The organism is Fontivita pretiosa (genome assembly GCF_050410795.1).
GTDB lineage: Bacteria > Planctomycetota > Phycisphaerae > Tepidisphaerales > Tepidisphaeraceae > Fontivita > Fontivita pretiosa.
Map to the genome: position 1 here is coordinate 2,669,366 of NZ_CP191258.1, position 22,178 is coordinate 2,691,543.

Consider the following 22,178-nt stretch of genomic DNA (forward strand, 5'->3'; position numbering starts at 1 on the left):
GATTGACTGATTGTCAGCCGTTGATAGGATAAGATAGGCAGTCTTAGCCGCAGCAGGCTGCGGCGGATTGCAACCTAACTTGGAACGCTTCGCGCCCCGGCGCATTTTCTCCCCTCCGGAAGACACCGACCGTAACTGGCGGTGTCTTCTTTTTTTGTGCATCGCGCTCAGGGCGCCGGCTGCGCTGGTGCAGAGCCGCCGCCGGTCGCGGTGGCTGGCGACTGCTGCGTCGTCGCCGCTCGCGTTGCCGCAGCACGTGTCGAGGCGATGTAGTTCGGATCAGGCCCCAGCTTCCCGGCTCGCAGCAGCTCCAGGTTTTCCGCTGCCTTGACAAAACCCGGATCAATCGCCAGAGCCTCTTCAAACAGCCGCTGCGCCTCGGCGGTGAATCCGGTCTTGGCCGCCACCACGCCCAGCAGCGTGATCGCTTCCACATTCCTTGGATCGATCGCCCGCGATCGGTTCAGGTAATCGATCGCCTTGTGATATTCTCCCGAGGCCGCCATCCACTGCCCGAACAGGTTCGTCCAGGTCGGATCATTGGGCGCAAGCTCCAGGACCTGCTCCCATTCGGTCAAGCCTTCAGGCACGCGACCGACCAGCAGCATCGCTCGCCCGAGCTGCGCGTGCGCATACACCGATTTCGGATCGATCGAGACCGCCTTGTAGAAGCACTCGATCGCCTGGCCATAGTCGCCTTTGTTCAGCGCGATGGTACCCAGGGCCTCGTAGGCGCCGCCGTGCCGCGGGTACAGCGCGATGGCCCTGCGGAATTGCTCGACGGCTTCGTCGTCACGTCCGAGTCGGCGAAGCAACTCGCCATAGAGGTAATAGGCATCGACTTCTGCCGGCTCGGCGGCGATGGCGTCGCGGTAATACTGAAGCGCCTGCTCGTAGTATTGCTCGGGTGAAAGCGCCAGTTGCGTGGTGGCGGGCGGTGTTGGGGCCGGTTGCGTCGTCACGGGCTGTGTCGCCGCCTGCTGCGTCGCGGCGGCGGCGCGCGCCCGCTCGGCCCTGGCCAGCTCGGCACGCATGATCGCCACCCGCGCCAGGTTCAGTCGCGCGCGGACGTGATCGGGCTTGAGGCGAAGCGTCTTGTTGAACCACATCTCGGCGTACTCGGCGCGCGTGTACGGGTCGCGAATGCCACTGTGATCGAGGAACCACACGCCGTAGTTGTTTGCCGCCATCCACGACTTCTGGTCCGTCTTCTGAAGCGTGTCCTCCCAGAGCGTCTTGAGATTGGAGAAGACGCGCGCGTGGTTGAAGGTCAAGACAAAGCACAGCACGCCCACGAGTCCGCCGATCCCCGCCAGTGCTTCCAGGCTGAGATATCGCCCCAGCACACCGGCCGCCAGCGCGATCAGCCCGATGCTTGAGAGGTAAACGAAGTGGTCGGCGACGAACGAATACTGCATCGGCCAGACGCTGACGAACCCCATGGCGGGAAACAGAGTCCCGCCGAAGTAGAGCAGCGCCACGACCACGCCCGCCGGCACGAGCCGCATCCGATACAGCACGAGCACCGCCACGAGCACGAGCAGCGCGGAGATCGGCCAGAGGTACTGCGCCGCGCTGGTGGCGTCGATCTGCCAGCGGGGGTAGTTGAAGATCAGCGGGTGTGGCCAGAGGAGCTTGCCAACGTAGAACCAGACGGCCTTGCCGGCGACGATGAATCGCGCGCCCAGCTCGCCGAGGGCGCCCAGCTCCGGCGGCGCCAGGTCGAAGTAGTGAGGCCGCATCGCCACTCCGACGCGCCATCGCTCCATGTGGGTGGTGAGCATGCCCATCGCGATGCCCGCGGCGAACATCGGCGCCAGCGGGCGAATGTCGCTGAGCGTGATCCGCCTGCGCTTCCACCAGATGATCAGCAGCACCACCGCCGGAAACGAACTGGTGATCGTCTTGCTGAACAGCGCGCAGGCGAACAGCACCCAGGCCAGCACGTACAGCCGCTGCGGATCGTCAGGCAGAGTGAACCACTCGATCGACGTCGGCGCGGATGTCGTCGTTTCATCCGTTTGTGCGGCGGGCTTGGGCGCTGGATCCTGGAGTCGGTCGCGCCCGCGGATGATGCCGGCGTAGCGCAGGTAAACGTACAGCCCCGAAAGGAAAAACAGCATCGACAGCACGTTCTTGCGCTCGGAGATCCATGCTACTGATTCGACGTTCACCGGATGCAGCGCGAAAATCAGCCCCGCCAGCCACGAGCCGGGCACATCCAGCTTCCGCAGGATCAGCCAGATCAGCAGCGCGCTGCATACATGCAGCAGGACATTGACGGTGTGATAGCCCGCCGGATTCAGCCCCCACAGGCGGTACTCCAGCCAGAAGCTGGTGTGGGTCATCGGGTAGTACTGCGGCAGCGGGTATTCGCTTGGTCGTGGAAGGATGTCGAACCAGATGCGCTGCAAGCCTTCCCAGCTTCGCAGCAGGGGGTTGTTGACGACGTGGTAGTCATCGTCCCAGATGAACGACCCGCGGATTGCCGGCACGTACGCCAGAAGCGTGGCCACGAGGATGATGGCTGCTGCGAGGGCGTTGGCGGCGGCGGGGTTGTGCTGAACGAACTGGCGCAGTCCCCCACCCGCGGGTACACCGCCGGCGGCGTGATCCGGCACGGGCTGATCGATCTTCGCTTGGCTCATCGCATCCTCGTTGCTGACGCGCTGCGGCGGCTGCTGCCGCCCGGCCCCGGCCAGACGCCTGTGCTGCTGCCGAGGGGTCGGCATCATACCCGAAACCGCGCGATCACCAAGCGGCGCAAGGCGCGGAGCCTGCGCGGCACCAGCGTGACACGCTACGAGCAATCGAGCAATCCCCGCAACAGGCGATTGTGCGGCTGTGCGATATAATCGCGCCGCATGAGATCCGTTGCTCTGGTCTTATCGACAATGCTCAGTGCCAGTGCATTGCTGTTGTTGCCGGCGACGGCACGGTGCGCGGCGGATGAGCCCGTCAAAGCCGATGTCACTGTCGCCGCCGACGGCAGCGGGCAGTACAAGACCGTCACCGCCGCGATCAACGCCTCGCCCATCATTGCCGACCCCCGCAGCGGCAAAACCTGGACGATCTTCGTGAAGGCCGGGACTTATCGCGAACTGCTGTACATTCAGCGGGAGAAGCGTTTCACGCGAATCGTCGGAGAGGACGCGGCCCGGACGATCATCACGTTCGATCTCAGCGCCAACATGCCCAACGCCGACGGGGCGAAGATCGGCACGTTCCGCACGCCCACGGTTGTGGTCGATGCCGATGATTTTGTCTTCGAGAACATCACGCTCCAGAACTCGGCCGGGCGCGTGGGGCAGGCGCTGGCGGTGCGGATCGACGGCGACCGCGTCGTGTTCCGCAACTGCCGCTTTTTGGGGTATCAGGACACGATCCTGGCCAATCGCGGGCGGCACTACTTCCAGAACTGCTACATCAGCGGGGCCACGGACTTCATCTTCGGCGGCGCCACCGCCTGGTTTGAAAACTGCCACATCCACTGCATCGGCGACGGGTACATCACCGCGGCTTCCACGCCGTTCGAGCAGCCGTTCGGTTTTGTATTCAACAACTGCCGGATCACCGCGGAGAAGCCGGAAATCAAGACGTTTCTGGGCCGGCCCTGGCGCGACTTTGCCAGCGTGACGTTCCTGAACACCGACATGTTCGAAGCGGTGCGTCCACAGGGCTGGCACAACTGGGGCAGGCCCCAGCGCGAGCAGACGGCGCGTTTCGCCGAGTACAACAGCAGCGGCCCCGGCGGCAGCAGCGCCGGGCGCGTCGCCTGGGCCAGACAGCTCAGCGACGACGAGGCAAAACAGATCACGATTCAGCGCGTGCTCGGCGGGGTGGACGGGTGGGATCCGTTGAAAGCACACTAACCGCCCGCGACAGCCCGGCCGAAGTTATCGGCGCTCAACGGCCATCTCACATCCATGGCTCCGTACAGCACCCGCAGAATCTCCAGCGCCCTGGCCTGCGGGCGGTAGACGATCAGGTAAGAACAGACTTACCAGGACCGCACCGCCTGGTCTGCAAGATCGTCACGTGGATGCCCGATGCTGCAAACTCCGCAAGCCGCCTGATCGCCTGGCGGAGCTCTGTTCAGGCATGACAGGAACCTGCGCCGCGCACTGAATGATGCCTGCCTTCCGTCTCTCGTCTCGCGTTTTTCGGGACTTTCGCTTAGGTTACAGGCTGGAACATGATCGATCCATTCCGACTCGAAGGTGAAACGGCGTTGATTACCGGCGGAGGCAGCGGGCTGGGGCTGGGGATGGCCCGGTGCTTCGTCCGCGCCGGGGCGAAGGTCGTGCTGGTGGGACGGCGGGAGGATGCGCTCCGCGCCGCGGCGACGGAGCTGGGTCCGCCGGCGTCGTTCGTGGCGCACGACATCACGCAGCTCGAGCGTGCCGGCGAACTGCTGGACCGCGCCGAGCACGCCGCAGGCTCGCCGATCTCCATCCTGGTCAACAATGCCGGCATCCACCTGAAAAAGCCCGCGCCGCAGACCACTCCCGCCGAGTTCAACGCCGTGCTGCAAACCCACGTGCTCGCCGCCCACGCGCTGTCCGCCGCCGCCCTGCCCGGCATGAACCAGCGACGTCACGGCTCGATTCTGTTCATCGCGTCGATGGCCTCGTTTCTGGGCATTCCGCTGATCGTGGCGTACTCGGCGGCGAAGAGCGCGTATCTGGGGATGATTCGTTCGCTTGCGGCGGAGGTGTCGGCGCACGGGGTGCGGGTGAACGGCATCGCGCCGGGATGGATCGAATCGCCGATGCTGCGGCAGGCACTGGATGCCGATCTGCCACGAAAGCAGAAGATTCTGTCGCGCACGCCGATGGGCCGCTTCGGCGACCCCGACGACATCGGCTGGGCCGCGGTCTATCTGTGCTCCCCCGCCGCCCGGTTCGTCACCGGCGCGGTCCTGCCCGTCGATGGCGGGGCCAGCATCGGATTCTGAGGATCAAACAACCGCGAAGTTGCGATCAGCCCGCAGGTGGCGCGATGCGATCGAGTCAGTTTCGACACGGAGCGAACAAGATGTTACCAGGCAAATGGGCCAGACGTCTGGCAGAGGCGTTGATCGTGATGATTCTGCTGTGGCCGGCGGCGACGCGGGCGGCGTATACGTCGGCGCGGCAGTTGCTCGATAAGCCCTCGGAGTGGTATGCGTCCGAGGAGGCGGCGCGGGCGGCCCGGGCGGTGCTGTCGTACCAGTCGCCGCTGGGAGGCTGGCCGAAAAACGTGGACACCGCCGGCCAACCCTACGACGGCGATCCCGACGCCCTGCGGCCAACCTTCGACAACAGCGCCACCACCGACGAGCTTCGATTCCTCGCCCGCGTGTTCAATGCCACGCAGGACGACCGCTATCGCCAGGCGTTTATCAGGGGGCTGGATTACATCCTCAAGGCGCAATACCCCAACGGTGGCTGGCCGCAGTCCTATCCGCCGCCCAGCGGCTACGGGCGGTACATCACGTTCAACGACGGCGCGATGGTGCGGCTGATGTTCTTCGTGCGTGAAGTGGCGACGGACGATGCGCGATACGCTTTCGTCGATCCGCAGCGGCGCAGCGCAGCCCGGCAGGCGTGGGATCGCGGCATCGACTGCATCCTCAAGTGCCAGATCAAGGTGGATGGCAAGCTCACCGCCTGGTGTGCTCAACATGACGAGAAGGACTTCAGCCCCCGCCCGGCGCGGGCGTTTGAGCCGGCCTCCATCAGCGGCTGCGAGACGATCGGCATCGTGCATGCGCTGATGGCGGTGGAGAACCCCGGCCCCGAGATCATCCGCGCGGTGGACGCGGCGTATGAGTGGCTGAACGCCGTGAAGATCCCGGGCATCCGCGTGGAGGATCGCCCGCAGGAAGGCACGCCGCGCGGGTACGACCGGTTTGTGGTGTCCGATCCCTCGGCCGAGCCGATGTGGGCGCGGTTCTACGAGATCGGCACGAATCGCCCGATCTTCGCCGACCGCGACGGCGTGGTGAAGTATGACCTGCGCGAGATCGGCATCGAGCGACGCACGGGCTATCAGTGGCTGAAGTATTGGCCGAAGAACTTCGTGAACCAGGAATATCCGCAGTGGAAGGCGAAGCTTAAGTGACGCGCGCCCGGCTGGTCCGGCAAAGGACAGGGCGCAGGTTGAGTCAGGCAAGCGATCAAGGCAAGTGCAGGAACCCGTGTCGATCATCACATCCATCCAGACGTTCATTCTTCACGTGCCCGTGACGCGCGGGGGCATCGCCGACAGCACCCACAGCATCTCCCACTGGGGCGTGCCCGGCGTGATCATCCGCACCGACGACGGCCTGGCCGGCTATGGCTTTGCCGGAACGCATGCGCACCTGGCGACGGATCGGCTGATCACCTCGTGCATCGCCGAAGCGTACGGGCCACTGCTGATCGGCAAGGATGCCACCGAGGTCGCGCATCTGTGGGACCTGCTTGCGCACTGCCCTCCGATCCAGTGGGTTGGACGATGCGGCATTACGCATCTGGCGTTGGCGGCGATCGACATCGCGCTGTGGGACATCAAGGCCAAGCACGCGGGCCTGCCGCTGTGGAAACTGCTCGGCGGCAGCGCCAGCAAGCGACTGGAGGCCTACAACACCGATGGCGGGTGGCTGAACTGGCCGACGGAGACGCTCGTCGGCGACTGCAAACGTCTGGTCGAAGTCGAAGGGTACCGTGGCGTGAAGATCAAGATCGGCAGCCCCGAGCCCGGACGCGATCTGGACCGGCTGGAAAAGGTGCGAAACGCGATCGGGCCGCGCATCAAGCTGATGGTCGATGCCAACGGTCGGCTGGACCTGCCCGCCGCCGCGCAGATCGGCCGGCGACTGCGCGACTTCGACGTCGTCTGGTTCGAGGAGCCGATGTGGTACGACGACGTCGCCGGGCACGCGAGCCTGGCGCGGCAGATTGACACGCCGATCGCGCTGGGCGAACAGCTCTATCGCCTGGACGACTTCCGCAACTTCGTCTCAGCCGGCGCCGTACACTTCGTTCAGCCGGACGTCACACGGCTGGGGGGCATCACGGAATGGTGGCAGGTGGCGGATCTGGCGCTGGCGTATCGGCTGCCCGTGGCGGCGCACGTCGGAGACATGGGGCAGATCCACGTGCACACCTCGATCGCGCACCGCGCCTGTGGCATCCTGGAGTTCATCCCCTGGATCCGCGACTGCTTCACCGACCCGGCCACCGTGCGCGAGGGATACTATCTCACGCCGCAGGAGCCGGGCGCGGGGACCACGCTGAAGCCCGAGGCGATCGACCGCTTTGGCGTGCGATGAGGGTTGCCCGGTTGACAGGTGCTTCATGAAGATCGTGAGTTTCGAAACCTGGTTGTGCAAGCGACAGGAGGCGCTGTTCGACTCGGCCCGCACCGGGCGAAGCCCGATGGACTGGGATGTGGTGGTCCTGCGCCTCACGACCGATTCGGGTCTGCACGGACACGCGACGGCACTGGCGGCACGATCGGGCGGCGTCACGCAGGCGTATCTGCACGAGACGATCGCGCCGGTGGTGCTGGGGCGCGATGTGTGCCAGCGCGAGCAAATCTGGCATGAGCTGTGGAACATCGACCGGCACCTGACGTTCTTTCCCGTTTACCTGCCCGGGCCGGTGGATGTGGCGATGTGGGATATCGCGGCGCAGGCGGCTCAGCTTCCGCTGTACAAGTACCTGGGCGCGTATCGCGAGTCGCTTCCCGCCTACGCCAGCAGCCTGTTCATGCCGACGATCGATGATTACGTGCGGCAGATGCAGGAGTATCGGGCGCGAGGGTTCACGGCCTACAAGGCGCATCCGCCCGGGCCCTGGCGGAAGGATATGGACGTGCATCGCGCGCTGCGCGCCGCCGCGGGCGACGATTACATCCTCATGAGCGATCCCGTCGGCGACTACGCACTGGAGGATGCGATTCGCGTCGGGCGGGACCTGGAGCGGCTGAATTACGAGTGGTTCGAGGAGCCGTTTCGCGATTTCGAGCTGACCAAATACGCCAGGCTCTGCCAGGCGCTGGACATCCCCATCGCCGGCACCGAGACGACCCGCGGCGGGCCGTGGGGCGTGGCGCAGGCAATCGCGCTGGGGGCGGCCGACATCGTCCGCGCGGATGTGTCGTGGAAGGCGGGCGTCACCGGAACGCTGAAGATCGCGCACCTGGCCGAGGCGCACGGGCTGCAGTGCGAGATCCATTGCACCACGATGGGGTTCATGGACGTGGCGAACCTGCACGTGAGTTGCGCCATCCGAAACTGCCGGTATTTCGAGCTGCTGGTGCCGGAAGAGCCGTTCCGTTTCCCGATGAAAGACCCCTACCCGATCGTGAACGGCCAGGCCATCGTCCCGCAGAAGCCGGGGATCGGCGTGGAACTGGACTGGGCCGCGATCGACCGCACGTGTGTGAGCCACAGGATGTGCGGCGGTGGCTGACTTGCCAGGGAGAAATGAACCACGGATGAACACGGACGAGCGCGGATAACTACGAATGGAAAGCGAAGTCAGAATTGGTGTTCATCGGTGTTCATCTGTGGTCTGGATGCGAGCGTGGTCAGTCACCGCGGCACGGGGGTTTTCTCCATCGCTTCCTGGATGATCTGTTCAGCGCGCTGGCCGGCGTATCTGGCCTTGGTGTCGAGCACGATGCGGTGGGCCAGAACCGGAATCGCCAGCGCGCGAACGTCGTCGGGGGTGATGTAGTGGCGTGACTGCATCAGCGCGCTGGCCTGGGCGGCGCGGTACAGGGCCAGCGATCCGCGAGGAGAGATCCCCAGCCGCAGCCGCGGTTCGCCGCGAGTGAACTCCACCAGCCGCACAATGTAATCGGCGACCGATTGATCCACGCGGACACGCTTGACTTGATCCTGCATTGCGATGATCTCGGCACAGGTCAGGACTGGCTGGAGATCCTCGAAGGGGTGATGGTCCTGCTGGCTGAACAGCACCTCGATTTCGCTGGCGCGGTCGGCTCGCGAGCCAGCGCCTCGGCCTCGTCGTCCGGCAGGGCTGAACAGCACCTCGATTTCGCTGGCGCGGTCGGGGTATCCCATGGCGATCCGCAGGGCAAAGCGATCGAGCTGCGCCTCGGGCAGCGGGTAGGTGCCGTGATACTCGGCCGGGTTCTGCGTCGCGACGACGAAGAATGGTTTTGGCAGATCGCGCCGCTTGCCGTCCACCGTCACCTGCCCCTCGCTCATCACCTCCAGCAGCGCCGATTGCGTTCGCGGGCTGGTGCGGTTGATCTCGTCGGCCAGCAGCACGTTGGCGAAAACCGGCCCCTCGCGAAACTCGAAGCTGCCGTCCTGTGGCTTGTAGATGCTGGAGCCGGTGATGTCGGCGGGCAACAGGTCGGGCGTGAACTGCACGCGACGGAAAATCCCGCTGATCGATCGCGCCAGCGACTTGGCCAGCGTCGTCTTGCCTGTCCCCGGCACGTCCTCCAGCAGCGCGTGGCCGCCTGAAAACAGCGACACCAGCAGCAGGCGGATGCTCTGTGGCTTGCCGCGGATCACGCAGGCCAGGCTCGATTCAAGTCTGGCGACGTTGTGGGCGAAGCTCGTGCTGCCGGCGGTTGTGCTATCCATGGGGTGGCTCCGGTCGTCTCCGTTCCAGCGATTCGATCAGCTCGTGAAGCCGACGCAGTGCAGTGCCGTTGGCGCCGCCAAAACGCGCGGCGTCGTAGCATTCGAGGAACCGACTGCCGGCATCGAGGTCGATCACCAGCCTCGCGCGATCCAGTGACGACAGGTGCTCGCGCCAGGTTCGGTTTGCCGCGCAGGGCACACCACGACGGCGCAGCAGCCGCTCAAACCTTCGGGCGATCTGCTGCAACTCGGCGCTGGGGGTTGCGTAGGCGTCGTCGTGTTGCCGGGCGAGCCGTCGTTTCCGCGCCGCAAGCCACCGCACCGTGCCGACGATCAGTGTCCCAGCCGCGGCCAGCGCGATCAACGCCACCAGCGCCTGTCGGCTGGGCCGGCTGGCCAGCCACTGGCGCAGCCGCCCGGGCAGATCCCGGAGCCACTCGACGCATCGCCGCCATCGCGACGGACGCGGGAACAGCGCATCGGGCAGCCCCGATGATGGCGTGGCATCAATGCTGATCCAGCCCAGGCCATCGATGAAACACTCGGCCCAGGCGTGCGCATCGCGCGAGCGCAGGACGACGCCGTTGGCGCCGTAAGGCTCGTGGGCGTAGAAACCGTTCACGTAACGCGCGGGAACCCCCACCGCACGGGACATCACCACCATCGCCGATGCAAAGTACTGGCAGTGCGCGGCGCGGCGGTTGAGGATGAAATCCGACAGCGGCTCGGCAGTGCGGAAGTCATATGACAGGCTGTACTCGTGATTCGAGCGAAGGTGCCCGGCGATGCGGATGATCCGGCGGAAGGAATCGTCCTCGTTCGCGACGATCGCTCGCGCAAGCTCGATGACCTTCGGATCGATCTGCGGGGGAATGAGCAGCGCGCGATCGCGCTGCGCGGCGTCGGGCGGCAGGCAGAGCGGGCCCTGGTGGCGCTCGTTGTTGGCAACGATGGCGTCATACTGTGTGATACCCTGGGCGCGCACGGCGCCGAAGGCGTCGCGCTCCAGGGGCGCCGGCGCGTCGAGTGCTGCTGTGTTCAACGGCAGCAGGAGCAAGTTCGACGTGTCGTCGAGGAGTCGGAAGTGCAGAGTTTGCATGCCCTCACCCCTGCCCTCTCCCGGATTACCGGGAGAGGGAGGTTGGGGTGCCTCTCCCGGAGTACCGGGCGAGGGAACTTTGGGCGCCTCTCCCGGAGTACCGGGAGAGGGAGAAGGAATCGCATCTACCGAAGTGCTGGCGGAGGGAGGACGGGGCGCATCTTCTGACGCACGGGCAGAAGCAGTGAGCGTGACAAACGTCCGATCGGTCAGGCTTGGTCGCCACTGGCGGTCCTGGTAGGTGTCGAAGGCGGCGGCGCGGAGATGTCGCTGGGTGCGCGAGCCGGTGATCACCGCCACGCGGTCCAGCGACGGCGAGGGGTTGAACCTGGACTGGAGGCGCGGGATCGGGGACAGGCCGATCTCGCTGTGTCGCGGCGGGCGGTTGCGGCGCAGCAGGTCCACCGCCCAGGACGTGAGGCGATAGTCGAACGTCGTGATCGTGTAGACAACGACCAAGCCGTACCCCAGCGCGGCGATCGCCGCCACGGCGCGAAGCCCGACCAGTGACGCCCGCCGGCGCGTCGGCGACGCCGCATGCTCGGTTTGCTCGACCCGCGCCAACATCCGCAGAGACAGCAGGACCATCGCCGCGTAGATCGGCGCAAGGATCTGCATATGGGCGCGGTCGTAGGTATTGCTGGCGGCGGTGATGATCAGCGCGGTGATGAACAGCACCACGCCGCGCGATTCCCGCGCCGGCGCTGCCGCGACCCGCTCCCACGAGCGGATCGCCAGTTCCCCCGCCAGCAGGAAGCCGAGCAGGTTCGTGTACTGAGGCTGCATGTACCACATGGAGATGTCGGCCGAGGGGATGCCGACGATGGCGGCGATGGTGCTGAGCAGAGCCGCGCGAGCGATGATGCCGATCAGGCGGGTGCGAATCGGGCGCCACGGCATGACCCGGCCCGCAAGCAGCAGCGTCGCCAGCACCGGCAGGCCGATCCAGCGGTCGGCGGTGAGGTACAGCGCCGCCATCGCCACCAGCCCCGCCAGCGTCAGCGGCCAGGGCAGCGGCTCGGGCGGTTGGGATGCGGCGTTGTGCTTCGCTTGCATGGTTCGTCCGGCGCGATTACAGCTCCGCGATGCCGCGGTCGAAATCGGCCTTGCCGATCACCGGCACCTGGCCGAGCACGTCGGCGTCGGCGGCCGGATCGACCGCGCATGCGCCGTCGCGCAGGATGATGATCTTCACCGCCACGCCCTGCTCGCGCAGGCGGTGCACGAACATCCGTCGCGACTGCGTCCAGTCCAGCATCACGCAGATCACCGTCGAGATTCGCGACAGCAGCTCGGCGATCTGCGGCTCGATGATCTCGAACGGCTCGTGCGGGTTCTCATCAACGCACGCCAGGATGTCCAGGATCTGATCCAGGTACGCCAGACTCCGTCCCGCCGTCAGGTGGTAGAGGTTGGGTCCGGCGGCAAACAGATCAACCAGATAGTCCTGCCTGGCCATGTAGTCGCAGACGGCGGCGGCGATGGAGACGGCGCGTTCAAAGTCATCGCGCCGCTGCGGAGCTGCATCCCCGGGCACGTGGGTGTCGAGGATGACGGCCACACGAAGCATGTATTCCTCGACCCACTCGCGGACGATGAGTTGTCGGGCGCGGGCGGTGGCGCGCCAGTCGATGTCGCGGACGTTGTCGCCTTCGCGGTACTCGCGATTGCCCAGGTAATCGAACGACTCGCCAAGCTCCGAGGCCAGCGCCACTCCACCGGGCTGATAGCGGCGACCGGTGGGCAGACGCAGCAGATTGAGCGGCCTGAACGTCGGGTAGACCAGCAGGCGGCGCTCGTGGGCGAAGGTTTGCCGGCCTCGCAGGATGCCGAAGGGAAATCCGGTTTCAACGCGAAACCCGCGCAGGGTGTAGACGCCGCGCCTGTTGCACTTCAGCCCCAGGCGAACGCTGGCGAGCTGCCCCTGGCGCAGATCCGGCAGCGGCACGCCGTCCTGGGGGACTGCATCGATCTGCGGCGGCAGGCGATGGGCAAGCACCACCAGGTCCGCGCCGCGCAACCGGCTGAGCTGCTGGACTTGCACATCAACCTGGACCGTTTCGCCTGCGCACACCCGCGTGGGAAGCTCGGCCTTCAGTCGCGTCCGCGGGCGGTAGATCAGCAACGCGATGATCGCGATGACCCAGATCGCCTGCGCGTAACTGGCCAGCACGTACCCCTGAAGCTGAAACGACGCACCGCCGTAGGAGACGAACCCCGCCGTTGCCAGCGCGAACCAGCGTCCGGCGGGGGTGAGCCGTTGGGTGTAGATCCGCCACAACCAGCGCGAGATGCTCGACTGAAACAGCGGTGAATCGCCGGGGTCTTTGCTGGGCGCCAGCGACGGCAGCGGGATGGACTTCAGTCGGCCTGGCAGAATCCACGGAAGCATTGGAATTGCCGTTCGCGTCGGCGCGGGTTGCCCCGGGCGGGCGCCCATGGGTGAACCACGTCCAGATTCGATCCTAACGCATCGTTGGCAGGGATCGGAAACACTTCATGGAATGACCACAGGCTCGGAACCGGCCGATCGCCCTGGCCGGTTGCGTGGTTTGTCGGCTGGCGCCGACCCGGGCGCGGACTATGTTGGGTGACAGAGCGATTGGTGGAGGTGACGCGATGGCCAGCCATTTCACAGCCCGCTCGAGCAAACGGGGCAACGAAGCCGGCGATAAAGCTGGTGATGAGTTGCCCACGGCGGCGGCGTTCATGCCGGCGAGGTTGAGCCTGCCGCAGCTTCGTCAGGCCAGCGCCACCTGCCGCGGCTGCCCGCTTTACCGCAATGCCACGCAGACGGTTTTCGGCGACGGGCCGGCCGACGCGTCCGTCATGCTCGTCGGTGAAACTCCCGGCGACCGGGAAGATCGCACCGGCAAGCCCTTCGTCGGGCCGGCCGGGAACCTGCTGGACCGCGCGCTGGCCGAGGCGCAGATCGACCGCGGCGAAGTCTACCTCACCAACGCGGTGAAGCATTTCAAGTTCGAGCCGCGAGGCAAGCATCGGATTCATCGCAGGCCATCGGCGCGGGAGATCCAGGCGTGCCTGCCGTGGCTCAAGAGCGAGATCGCCACCGTCAAGCCGAAGCTGCTGGTATGCCTGGGTGCGACGGCGGCGCAGGCGCTGCTCGGCAAGGCGTTCCGCGTGACGCGGTCTCGCGGGCAGGTGCTGCGCGACACGCCCTGGGCGCCGGCGGTTGTGGCAACGGTGCATCCGTCATCGATCCTGCGCGCCCCGGACGATGCGGCGCGGCAGCGAGGCTACCGCGAATTCGTCGCCGACCTGAAAGTCGTCAAACGCGAAATGCAGCGGATCACCGACCAGCAGGCGATCAGCAACGCCCGGCAGCGCGCCCAAGACGTCAGCCAGGACCGGCGCGCGCATCTGGGCCAGGGCGCGCGGCACATCCCACCCGGTCTGTGGACCGGCGCCTGATGCGAGCACGATCCGTGCGACGGCATGAGGGGCCAATAGATGCGGTGAACCTGCCGTGCCGGTGGCTCCGCGCCTGCGCCAGGCCGACCCAATGGTCAGGCGGTTGTATTTGCGAGTAGGATGATGCTTCTGGTTCTGCGGCGATACCCCCGTCCGGGCGTGTTGGATGCGACGAACACTGCCGACAACATCGATTCCTCTTTGTCTTCTTTGCATGCTCGTCGCGACGAGTTCGTCGATCGCGCGCGCCCAGAGCGGCATACGCTTGCCGCTGGAAGGCTACTATCGGCCCGGGCGGTGCATGCCGGTTGTGGTCGAGCCGGGCGGCGACCAGGCAAAGCTGGAGGCACGGGCCTTGGTGCCGATCGATCTGCCGCCGGGCACAACGGGCATCGTGCCGGCGCTGGTGCTGGGAGATGGAACCTTCGGGCTTGACGGCATTGGCTTGCGGGCACTGACGCCGCAGCAGCGATTGATCCTGGATGCCTCCGCGGCGCCGGCAGGCGATGTGTCTGAACTTGCCGAAGCGCTGTTCCCCGGCTGTCAGATCGTGCGTGTCCCCTTGCCGGCGGAAGTGGCACTCTCCGGGCCGATGCTCGCGTGGCAGAGCGTCGATGCGGTGATCCTTGAGCATCTGGCCGAGGGATTTGGTTTCGAGGATGCCATCGCCAACCGTATTGCGATCGTGTGGCGTGGCGATGATCCGCCGCAGTCGCGCTGGCCCTGGCGTCGCGTCGGCAGGTTTTGGGTGTTGAACCCGGACCTGCCCGGCTTCGACGGCGCGGTTGGCGGGCAGATCGCCTATTCGCCGCTGGAGAACTGGCGACCGGGACAACCCCCGGAACTTCGCCGACGCGTCGTGCTGGTGGGGGTCGTTGTGGCGCTGCTGATTCTGCTGGCGGCGGTGCTGGTTCGCGGGCGAGGCGGCGTGCTGGCGATTACGCTGGTCGCCATCGCCTGTGCGGGATCGATCGAGTGGTGGCGAGCCAGGCAGCCGACGCTGCGCCGGTTACAGGGCCAGATCCGGGTCGTGGACGGTTCGCTGATACAGATCGACCGTTGGGTGTACTTTGCCTCGACAACGGGCGGCGTGGGCGCGATGCCGGTCGCGGGCAACACCATGCCGATCCTGATCGACCCGGCGCATGCCGGCCGGGTGCAGCTCAGGATGCAGGTATCGCCCGAAGGAGACCTGCACTGGCGGTTCCAACTGCCGCCGGGGAGTTGTCTGGCGTTTCGGTCGCGGCAGGTGAGTCTGCACGCCGCCACCGCAACCGCCCCCGCCGCTGCGGCGCCATCTCCGCTGGATGAGTTGGCGCGGCAGATGTATCTGCGAGCTGGTTGGCGGATCCTCGGAACAATCCCGACCGACGGCGACCAGCAGTACATCCCGGCCTGTCCCGTCATCGGGCGCGCGCCGCCGAATCGCCCGGCAGAATAACGCGATGATCAGACAATCGTGATCGACGCCTGTGGATCATCCCATTGCCTGGGTTCGAAGGTTCGGGATCGATCGACGATCAGGCGACCTTCGGCGGTTTTCGTGATGGCAAATCGTGCCAGCGGCGCCTTGGCCGGGCCGGAGACCGGCGCGCCCTGTTCGTTGAAGACGCTGCCGTGGCTGGGGCAGCGGATCCGGCCCTGCTTGATCGCCAGCGTCGAGCCTTTATGGGTGCATCGCCCGCTGCATGCATACAGACGATTCCCGTTACGGATCACCAGGACCTTTTCGGTTTTGAGGAATTTGTCGAACACGCCGTCGGTGGGGTAGTCGGCCAGGGTCCCGATGTCCAGCGGCCCGGAAGGTGCCGGCGGGGCCGCGCCCTGTGCCCAATCCTGGGCGCCGCCCAACACCACCAGAGACACGGTGGCGGCTGTTGCCCTGACGAATTCGCGACGGTTCATGTCCGACATGGCGGAGATCTCCTGGATTGACGGGTTTTTCGGATGTCCTGCCCGCAGGCGGCATCCCGCGACTGCCCGCCGGGGCGTGCGATACGATAGGCACGCCAGCAGCCGCGCACAACCCCCGACACTGGCTCGGCCGACGCACCTGACCCCGACAATTCAACATCCGGGCCGTGCGTGGCATTCCCGCCCTTGGCCAATTGGGCAGCAGCGGCGAGAATATATCCGGCATCGTCGGAGGCGCCGCCGTGGAGTTTGCCTCGTACATCAGCCAGGCTGAATCGACCATCGACGCCGCCCAGCAGTTGATCAATCAGGCGCGGCAACACCCCGGACGAATCGACCTGGCGCTGGTGTTTTTCACGTCGCATCACCAGCCGCAGGCCGGCGAGCTTGTCGAACGGCTGTGGCTGGAGCTGGATCCGCAGGCGCTGGTGGGCTGCTCGGCGGAGGGAGTCATCGGCGGCGAACTGGAAGTCGAGCGGCAGCCGGGCATGTCGCTGCTGGTTGGCAGGCTTGGACCCGGGGTCAGGGTTCATCCGTTTCACATCTCCGAGCATCAGTGGCGACAGTTGCTCAGCGAAGCCGAGCTGTTCAGGCACAGGCTGGGAATCAGCCCGCAGACGCGCGCGGTGATCGGCATGGGCGACCCGTGGACCACACCGATCACACAGCTTATGCAGACGATGGATACGCTCTGCCCGCAGGCGCCGCTGGTCGGCGGAATGGCCAGCGCAGCGCGCGACGCCGGGCAGAATGTGCTGGTTCGCAACGACCAGACCTTCGATGAAGGTTTCGTGGGCGTCAGTCTCAGCGGCGCCCTCGAGGTGCAGACCATCGTCAGCCAGGGCGCGCGGCCCATCGGCCGGCCACTGATCGTCACCCGCGGGCATGACAACGTGATCGAGCAACTGGGCGGCAGACCCGCCCTGGAGGCGCTGCGCCAGATCGTCCAGGACCTCGGCCGGCGAGATCAGCAGTTGCTGGAGCATGGGCTTTTGATTGGCCAGGCCATCAGCGAGTATCGCGAGCAGTTCGGGCGCGGAGACTTTCTGGTGCGCAACGTGACGGGCGTGGATCAGCAACGGGGATGGATCACGGTGGGTGACTTCGTGCGCGTGGGCCAGACCGTCCAGTTCCACGTGCGCGACGCCGACAGCGCGGATGAGGATCTGAGGCTGATGCTGGAGGCGGCCGCGCAATCGGGCACTCCGCCTTCGGCGGGCTTGCTGTTCAGTTGCAACGGTCGCGGGACGCGGATGTTCGATCGCCCCGGGCATGACATCACGCTGGCGCGGCAGCTTCTGTCCGGCACGCCCGTCGCGGGCTTTTTCGCCGCCGGCGAATTCGGTCCGGTGGGTGGACGCAACTTCATCCACGGCCACACTGCAAGCCTGGCGTTGCTGCGCCCGCTCGCCTGATCGATTCGATCGCGCTCTGCATGGCCGGGACGGCCATGCTACAGTTGGCTCAAACGTGTCACGGGCGTCCCGCCCGTGCTAATCGGCATGGAGTGATGAAGAGCCCGAAGATCAGACTGTCGAATTCGATCGCACCCTGCATGGCCGGGGCGGCCATGCCACGGTTGGCTCGGACGTGTCACGGGCGTTTCGCCCGTGGCCGGGTGCGCCAGCCACGGTAATCTCATTCATCGCTGGCGATCTCATTCCTCGCTCAGCCCGATGGCGCTGGCGGTGGCGTGGGTTTCGATGTGGCTGATGCTCACGTGCCAGCGGACGATCCCCATTTCGGTGGCGATCCGCAGGCACTCGCCGCTGAGCCTGACCTTCGGCTGGCCGCTGGGTTCGGGCAGGATCTCGATGTCGGTCCAGGCGATCCCCCCCCGCCAGCCGGTGCCCAGCACCTTCAACACCGCCTCCTTGGCGGCGAACCGTCCGGCCAGGTGTTCATAATAACGCTTGCGATTTCGCGAGCAGTATTCCTGTTCCCGCGGCGTAAACACGCGATCGAGAAATCGCTCGCCATGCTCCTGCACCGAGCGACGAATCCTCGCCGTCTCGACGATGTCAATTCCGTGGCCGACGATGGACATACGCCACAGGCTACGATCGGAGCCGGGAAAGGCAACCGCACACCGCCAAGCCGGCCGATTCAGCCACGAACGGCCCGGGGTCGCATCGCTCGATGCTGGCAAAAATCGGTTTGCCGGTTCCGGGCATCCGCGCGCAAGCCTCGAGATTCAGCACTCTTATATAAAATCGGAAGATTTCTCCGCGGACCACGTTAGGGCTGCGGCACGAACTGCATAACATTGCTGTGCGTCGGCGTCGTTCGGGCGCGTCGCCGCCCATCAGTCACCAGCCGAGCCGACACGTGTCGGTGCAACCGCCCCCAGCTTCTAACTGAGGCACCATTCCATGAGCTGCAACCTTCAGGAGTCTGTCGATCTGCGCGCGGTTGCGCGCCGTTATGCAGCACGGGCGGCGGCCGCGATTGGCGCTCCCTCCGCCACGCGACGAGATCGATCGAGTCTGCACAAGGCCTGTTTCGAGCCTTTGGAACGACGCGCGTATCTCGCCGTCACTGCGTCGTTCGATCCCGGGTCTGGCACGCTCACCGTCTCTGGCGATGCAATGGACAACACCATCACGCTCAGCCGCAACGCCGCGGGCACGCTGCTGGTGAATGGCGGCGCCGTGGCCGTTTCAGGCGGCACGTCCACCATCGCCAATACCTCCCTCATCCAGGTTTTCGGCCAGGGCGCAAACGATACGATCACCCTCGACGAATCCGCAGGCGCCCTGCCCCGGTCCAACCTCTTTGGCGGCACGGACAACGATGTGCTCACCGGTGGCTCCGGCAATGATCAGCTCTTCGGTCAGAGTGGAAACGACGTACTGCTTGGCAAAGGTGGCTTCGATTCCCTGTTTGGCGGGAGCGACAACGATGTGCTGATCGGCGGGGATGCGGACGACCAGGTCTTCGGCGAATCGGGCGATGACCGCATGATCTGGAACCCCGGCGACGACACCGACCTGAACGAAGGCGCGGACGGAACCGACACCGTCGAGGTCAACGGCGGCGGCGGGACCGAAGTCTTTACCACCACCGCCAACGGAACCGGCGTCCGCTTCGACCGCGTGGATCCGGCCCCGTTCTCTCTGGACATCAGCACCAGCGAGAACCTGATCCTCAACGCCAACGGCGGCAACGACAGCTTCAGCAACACAGGGAATTTGGCGGCGTTGATCACGATCACCGCGGACGGAGGTGCAGGCAATGACACGCTGCTGGGCAGCAATGGAGCCGACCTGCTGCTGGGCGGCGACGCAAACGATCTGATCGACGGACAGCAGGGCAATGACGTGGTCTTCCTGGGCGCGGGCGACGACGTGTTCAAGTGGGATCCTGGCGACGGCTCGGACGTTGTCGAGGGCCAGTTGGGGGCGGACACGCTGCTGTTCAACGGGTCCGGCGCCGACGAGGCCTTCGAAGCGGGGGCCAACGGCCAGCGGGTCCGGTTCACGCGGAACGTGGGCAATATCGTGATGGACCTGGACGACGTGGAGCGGCTGGACCTGAACGCGTTGGCGGGCACGGATACGGTGATCGTCAACGACCTGGCGGGCACGGACCTGACGCAGTTGAACATCAGTTTGGCGAGCACGATCGGCGGAACCAGCGGCGATGCCGCTGCGGACACCATCATCGTCAACGGCGCCAACGGCAATGACCTGATCGACGTCGTCGGCTCGGGGACTTCGGTCAGCGTGCTCGGGCTGGCGGCGGATGTGAGCGTGACCAACTCCGAAGCCGCCAACGACGCGCTGGTCATCAACGCCCTGGGCGGCAACGACGCAGTTACCGCCACCACGCTTCCCGCGGGCATCATCAAGCTCACCGCCGACGGCGGCACCGGCGACGATTCGCTGCTGGGCTCGCAGGGCGACGACGTGTTCCTCGGCGGCGACAACGCCGATTTCATTTCTGGCGACAACGGCAATGACCTGGCCCTGATGGGCACCGGTAACGACATGTTCCAGTGGAATCCCGGCGACGGCTCGGACGTGCTGGAGGGTCAGGAAGGCACCGACACCATGCTCTTCTTCGGCTCGAATGTTGCCGAGAACATCGACATCCAGCCCAACGGCGGACCCGTCATCTTCTTCCGCAACGTGGCCAGCGTGAGCATGGACCTGAACGATGTGGAGGCGATCGACTTTCGCGCATTGGGCGGGACGGACAATATCGTCGTGGGCGATCTGAGCGGCACCGACGTGACGACGATCGGGCTGGATCTGCGCGACGGCAGCGGCAACGGGGATGGCGCAGCCGACGCCGTCACCATCAACGCCACCCAGGGCAACGACACCTTCGGTGTGGCGGGCGGGGTCGGCGCCGTCAATGTTTTCGGGCTTCAGGCATCCGTGAACATCCTCGGCCATGAACTGGCCAACGACCGGTTGACGCTCAACGCGCTGGGCAGCGACGACGTGGTGGACGCAACCGCGCTGGCCGGCGACGCCATCCCGCTCACCATCAACGGCGGGCTGGGCGCCGATGTGATGACGGGCGGCGCGGGCGGCGAGCAGTTCGTTGGCGGCGACGGCAACGACCTGGCCCTGATGGGCGGCGGCGACGATACCTTCGTCTGGAACCCCGGCGACGACAACGACGTGCTTGAAGGCCAGGCCGGCTTCGACAGCCTGCTGTTCAATGGCGCCAACGCCGCGGAGAAGATCACCATTTCCGCCAACGGCGGTCGCGTGATCTTCTTCCGCGACGTGGCGAGCGTGACGATGGACCTGAACGACACCGAAGCGGTCACGTTCAATGCGCTGGGCGGGGCCGATACGATCGTCGTGAACAACCTGGCCGGTACGGATCTGCTCGAGGTGGACCTGAACCTTGCGGCGGCGGGCGGCAGTGGCGATGCGCAGCCGGACAGCGTTACCGTCAACGGCACCAATGCGGGCGACGATATCAAGGTGGTCGGCGGCGCGGGCGAGGTTTCGGTCTTCGGACTGCCAGCCGTGGTCACCATCGCCACACCCGAGACCGCCTACGACACGCTGACGATCCGCCCGCTGGGCGGCGCCGATACGGTTCAGATCAACAGCCTGAGTGGTGCCGCGTTCGTGCACGTGGCGGTGGACCTTTCGCCCGCCGACGGCGCCGCTGACGTCGTGACTCTGAGCGGCAGCGGGCTTGGGAACAATCTCAATATCTTCGACAGCGCCGGGGGCACCGAGGTGACCGGCCTGACGAGCGGGCTCGTGGTGAGCAACGCCGAGGCGGCGCTGGACATGTTGCGCGTGAATGGGCTGGGCGGAACTGATGTTGTCAGCGTCAATCAGATCGGCACGGTCGGGTCGGCGCGGAGGGTGATCGTCGATGCCGGGGACAACGCCGACGCCATCAATGTCACGAGCACGGCTTCCAATGGGACCGTGACGATCGTGCCCAGCGGCGGCGACGACAGCGTGGTCGTCAGCCCCGGCGCTGGCGGCTTCGCGGCGGCGCGGTTCCAGCAGTCGCAGCGCATCGGCACGCTCAGCATCAACAGTGGCGGCATCGCGACCGTCGGTCCGGGTGGCGTGGCGGTGTCGATGGCCTCGATCAACATCAACGGCAGCGGCAAGCTCGATCTGAATGACGGGGCGTTGATCGTCCGCAGCGGCGGGGCGGGCACGCTGGCCGCCGTGACGGCGCGGCTGAAGAGCGGCCTGCAAAACGGCGGCGCCTACGACTGGCTGGGCGCCGGGATTTGCAGCTCGGCCGCTTCCCAGCAGAACCTCGCCGCCGGCAGCTTCCTCTACGGGCTGGGGGTGATCCTCAACGATCTGGCGCAGGTTGGCGGCAGTGGCCCAATCTACACCAGTTTCGCAGGACACGCGCTGGTCGGCAACGAGGTCCTGGTGAAACGCACGTATTTCGGCGACGCCGACTTGAGCGGTTCGATCGACGCCACCGACTACTCGCTGATCGATAACGGTTTTGTCAACAGCCTGACCGGGTGGATCCACGGCGATTTCGATTACTCCGGCGGGATCGACGCCACCGACTACGCCCTGATCGACAACGCGTTCGTGAACCAGTCGGGCGTGCTGGCGGTTGCAGGCCGAAGTGATCAACGAGCCGTCGGCTTCAGCAATACGCCTCTCATCGCAGAGGTGCTTTAGGACC

15 protein-coding genes are annotated in these 22,178 nt (G+C 65.9%); 9 read left to right on the top strand and 6 right to left on the bottom strand.

The features are described from left to right. Positions 1-167 precede the first annotated feature (167 nt). The gene (locus tag ACQS5P_RS10775) at positions 168-2,735 is read right to left on the bottom strand and encodes a tetratricopeptide repeat protein (protein WP_428940899.1); all 2,568 of its coding nucleotides are present in this window, start codon (positions 2,733-2,735) and stop codon (positions 168-170) included. A 129-nt stretch (positions 2,736-2,864) separates the two neighbouring features. Between ACQS5P_RS10775 and ACQS5P_RS10780 the strand changes: the two genes are divergently transcribed. The 5 genes from ACQS5P_RS10780 to ACQS5P_RS10800 all read left to right on the top strand — a co-directional run bounded on the left by ACQS5P_RS10780 (position 2,865) and on the right by ACQS5P_RS10800 (position 8,441). Further along, complete coding sequence (locus ACQS5P_RS10780) at positions 2,865-3,872, top strand: pectinesterase family protein (RefSeq protein WP_428940900.1); 1,008 nt, start codon at positions 2,865-2,867, stop codon at positions 3,870-3,872. A gap of 323 nt (positions 3,873-4,195) precedes the next feature. Next, positions 4,196-4,957, top strand: coding sequence for an SDR family NAD(P)-dependent oxidoreductase (locus tag ACQS5P_RS10785; RefSeq protein ID WP_428940901.1), 762 nt, complete (start codon positions 4,196-4,198; stop codon positions 4,955-4,957). An 80-nt stretch (positions 4,958-5,037) separates the two neighbouring features. Further along, positions 5,038-6,105, top strand: a complete 1,068-nt coding sequence (gene pelA / locus ACQS5P_RS10790; RefSeq protein WP_428940902.1) for a pectate lyase — start codon at positions 5,038-5,040, stop codon at positions 6,103-6,105. Between the two features lie 76 nt (positions 6,106-6,181). Beyond that, a complete protein-coding gene (locus tag ACQS5P_RS10795; protein WP_428940903.1) occupies positions 6,182-7,297 on the top strand; it encodes a mandelate racemase/muconate lactonizing enzyme family protein in 1,116 nt (371 codons plus the stop codon). Between the two features lie 25 nt (positions 7,298-7,322). After that, positions 7,323-8,441, top strand: a complete 1,119-nt coding sequence (locus tag ACQS5P_RS10800) for an enolase C-terminal domain-like protein (protein WP_428940904.1) — start codon at positions 7,323-7,325, stop codon at positions 8,439-8,441. Between the two features lie 122 nt (positions 8,442-8,563). On the opposite strand, the gene ACQS5P_RS10805 is transcribed toward ACQS5P_RS10800, so the two are convergent. The 3 genes from ACQS5P_RS10805 to ACQS5P_RS10815 are packed head-to-tail and all read right to left on the bottom strand — an operon-like array spanning position 8,564 to position 13,083. After that, on the bottom strand, positions 8,564-9,592 hold the full coding sequence (locus tag ACQS5P_RS10805; protein WP_428940905.1) for an AAA family ATPase: 1,029 nt from the start codon (positions 9,590-9,592) through the stop codon (positions 8,564-8,566). Continuing rightward, positions 9,585-11,747 (bottom strand): transglutaminase domain-containing protein, encoded by a 2,163-nt coding sequence (locus ACQS5P_RS10810; protein ID WP_428940906.1) that lies wholly within the window; start codon positions 11,745-11,747, stop codon positions 9,585-9,587. Before ACQS5P_RS10810 ends, ACQS5P_RS10805 begins: the two co-directional genes overlap by 8 nt. A 16-nt stretch (positions 11,748-11,763) precedes the next feature. Next, a complete protein-coding gene (locus ACQS5P_RS10815; RefSeq protein WP_428940907.1) occupies positions 11,764-13,083 on the bottom strand; it encodes a DUF58 domain-containing protein in 1,320 nt (439 codons plus the stop codon). A 227-nt stretch (positions 13,084-13,310) separates the two neighbouring features. Between ACQS5P_RS10815 and ACQS5P_RS10820 the strand changes: the two genes are divergently transcribed. Together ACQS5P_RS10820 and ACQS5P_RS10825 are read left to right on the top strand one after the other, a co-directional pair. Continuing rightward, a complete protein-coding gene (locus ACQS5P_RS10820) occupies positions 13,311-14,123 on the top strand; it encodes a UdgX family uracil-DNA binding protein (RefSeq protein WP_428940908.1) in 813 nt (270 codons plus the stop codon). Between the two features lie 214 nt (positions 14,124-14,337). Continuing rightward, positions 14,338-15,564, top strand: coding sequence for a hypothetical protein (locus tag ACQS5P_RS10825; RefSeq protein ID WP_428940909.1), 1,227 nt, complete (start codon positions 14,338-14,340; stop codon positions 15,562-15,564). Between the two features lie 8 nt (positions 15,565-15,572). On the opposite strand, the gene ACQS5P_RS10830 is transcribed toward ACQS5P_RS10825, so the two are convergent. Further along, complete coding sequence (locus ACQS5P_RS10830) at positions 15,573-16,037, bottom strand: Rieske (2Fe-2S) protein (RefSeq protein WP_428940910.1); 465 nt, start codon at positions 16,035-16,037, stop codon at positions 15,573-15,575. Between the two features lie 167 nt (positions 16,038-16,204). Here ACQS5P_RS10830 and ACQS5P_RS10835 point away from each other — a divergent pair, with 167 nt between their 5' ends. Next, positions 16,205-17,452 (top strand): FIST signal transduction protein, encoded by a 1,248-nt coding sequence (locus ACQS5P_RS10835; RefSeq protein ID WP_428940911.1) that lies wholly within the window; start codon positions 16,205-16,207, stop codon positions 17,450-17,452. Positions 17,453-17,694: 242 nt separating this feature from the next. Here ACQS5P_RS10835 and acpS read toward each other — a convergent pair whose 3' ends face one another. Beyond that, positions 17,695-18,084 carry a holo-ACP synthase gene (gene acpS / locus ACQS5P_RS10840; protein ID WP_428940912.1) on the bottom strand — a complete coding sequence of 130 codons (390 nt, stop codon included), beginning with the start codon at positions 18,082-18,084 and terminating at the stop codon, positions 17,695-17,697. Positions 18,085-18,409: 325 nt separating this feature from the next. Between acpS and ACQS5P_RS10845 the strand changes: the two genes are divergently transcribed. Continuing rightward, a complete protein-coding gene (locus ACQS5P_RS10845; protein ID WP_428940913.1) occupies positions 18,410-22,174 on the top strand; it encodes a beta strand repeat-containing protein in 3,765 nt (1,254 codons plus the stop codon). The last annotated feature ends 4 nt before the right edge of the window (positions 22,175-22,178 follow it).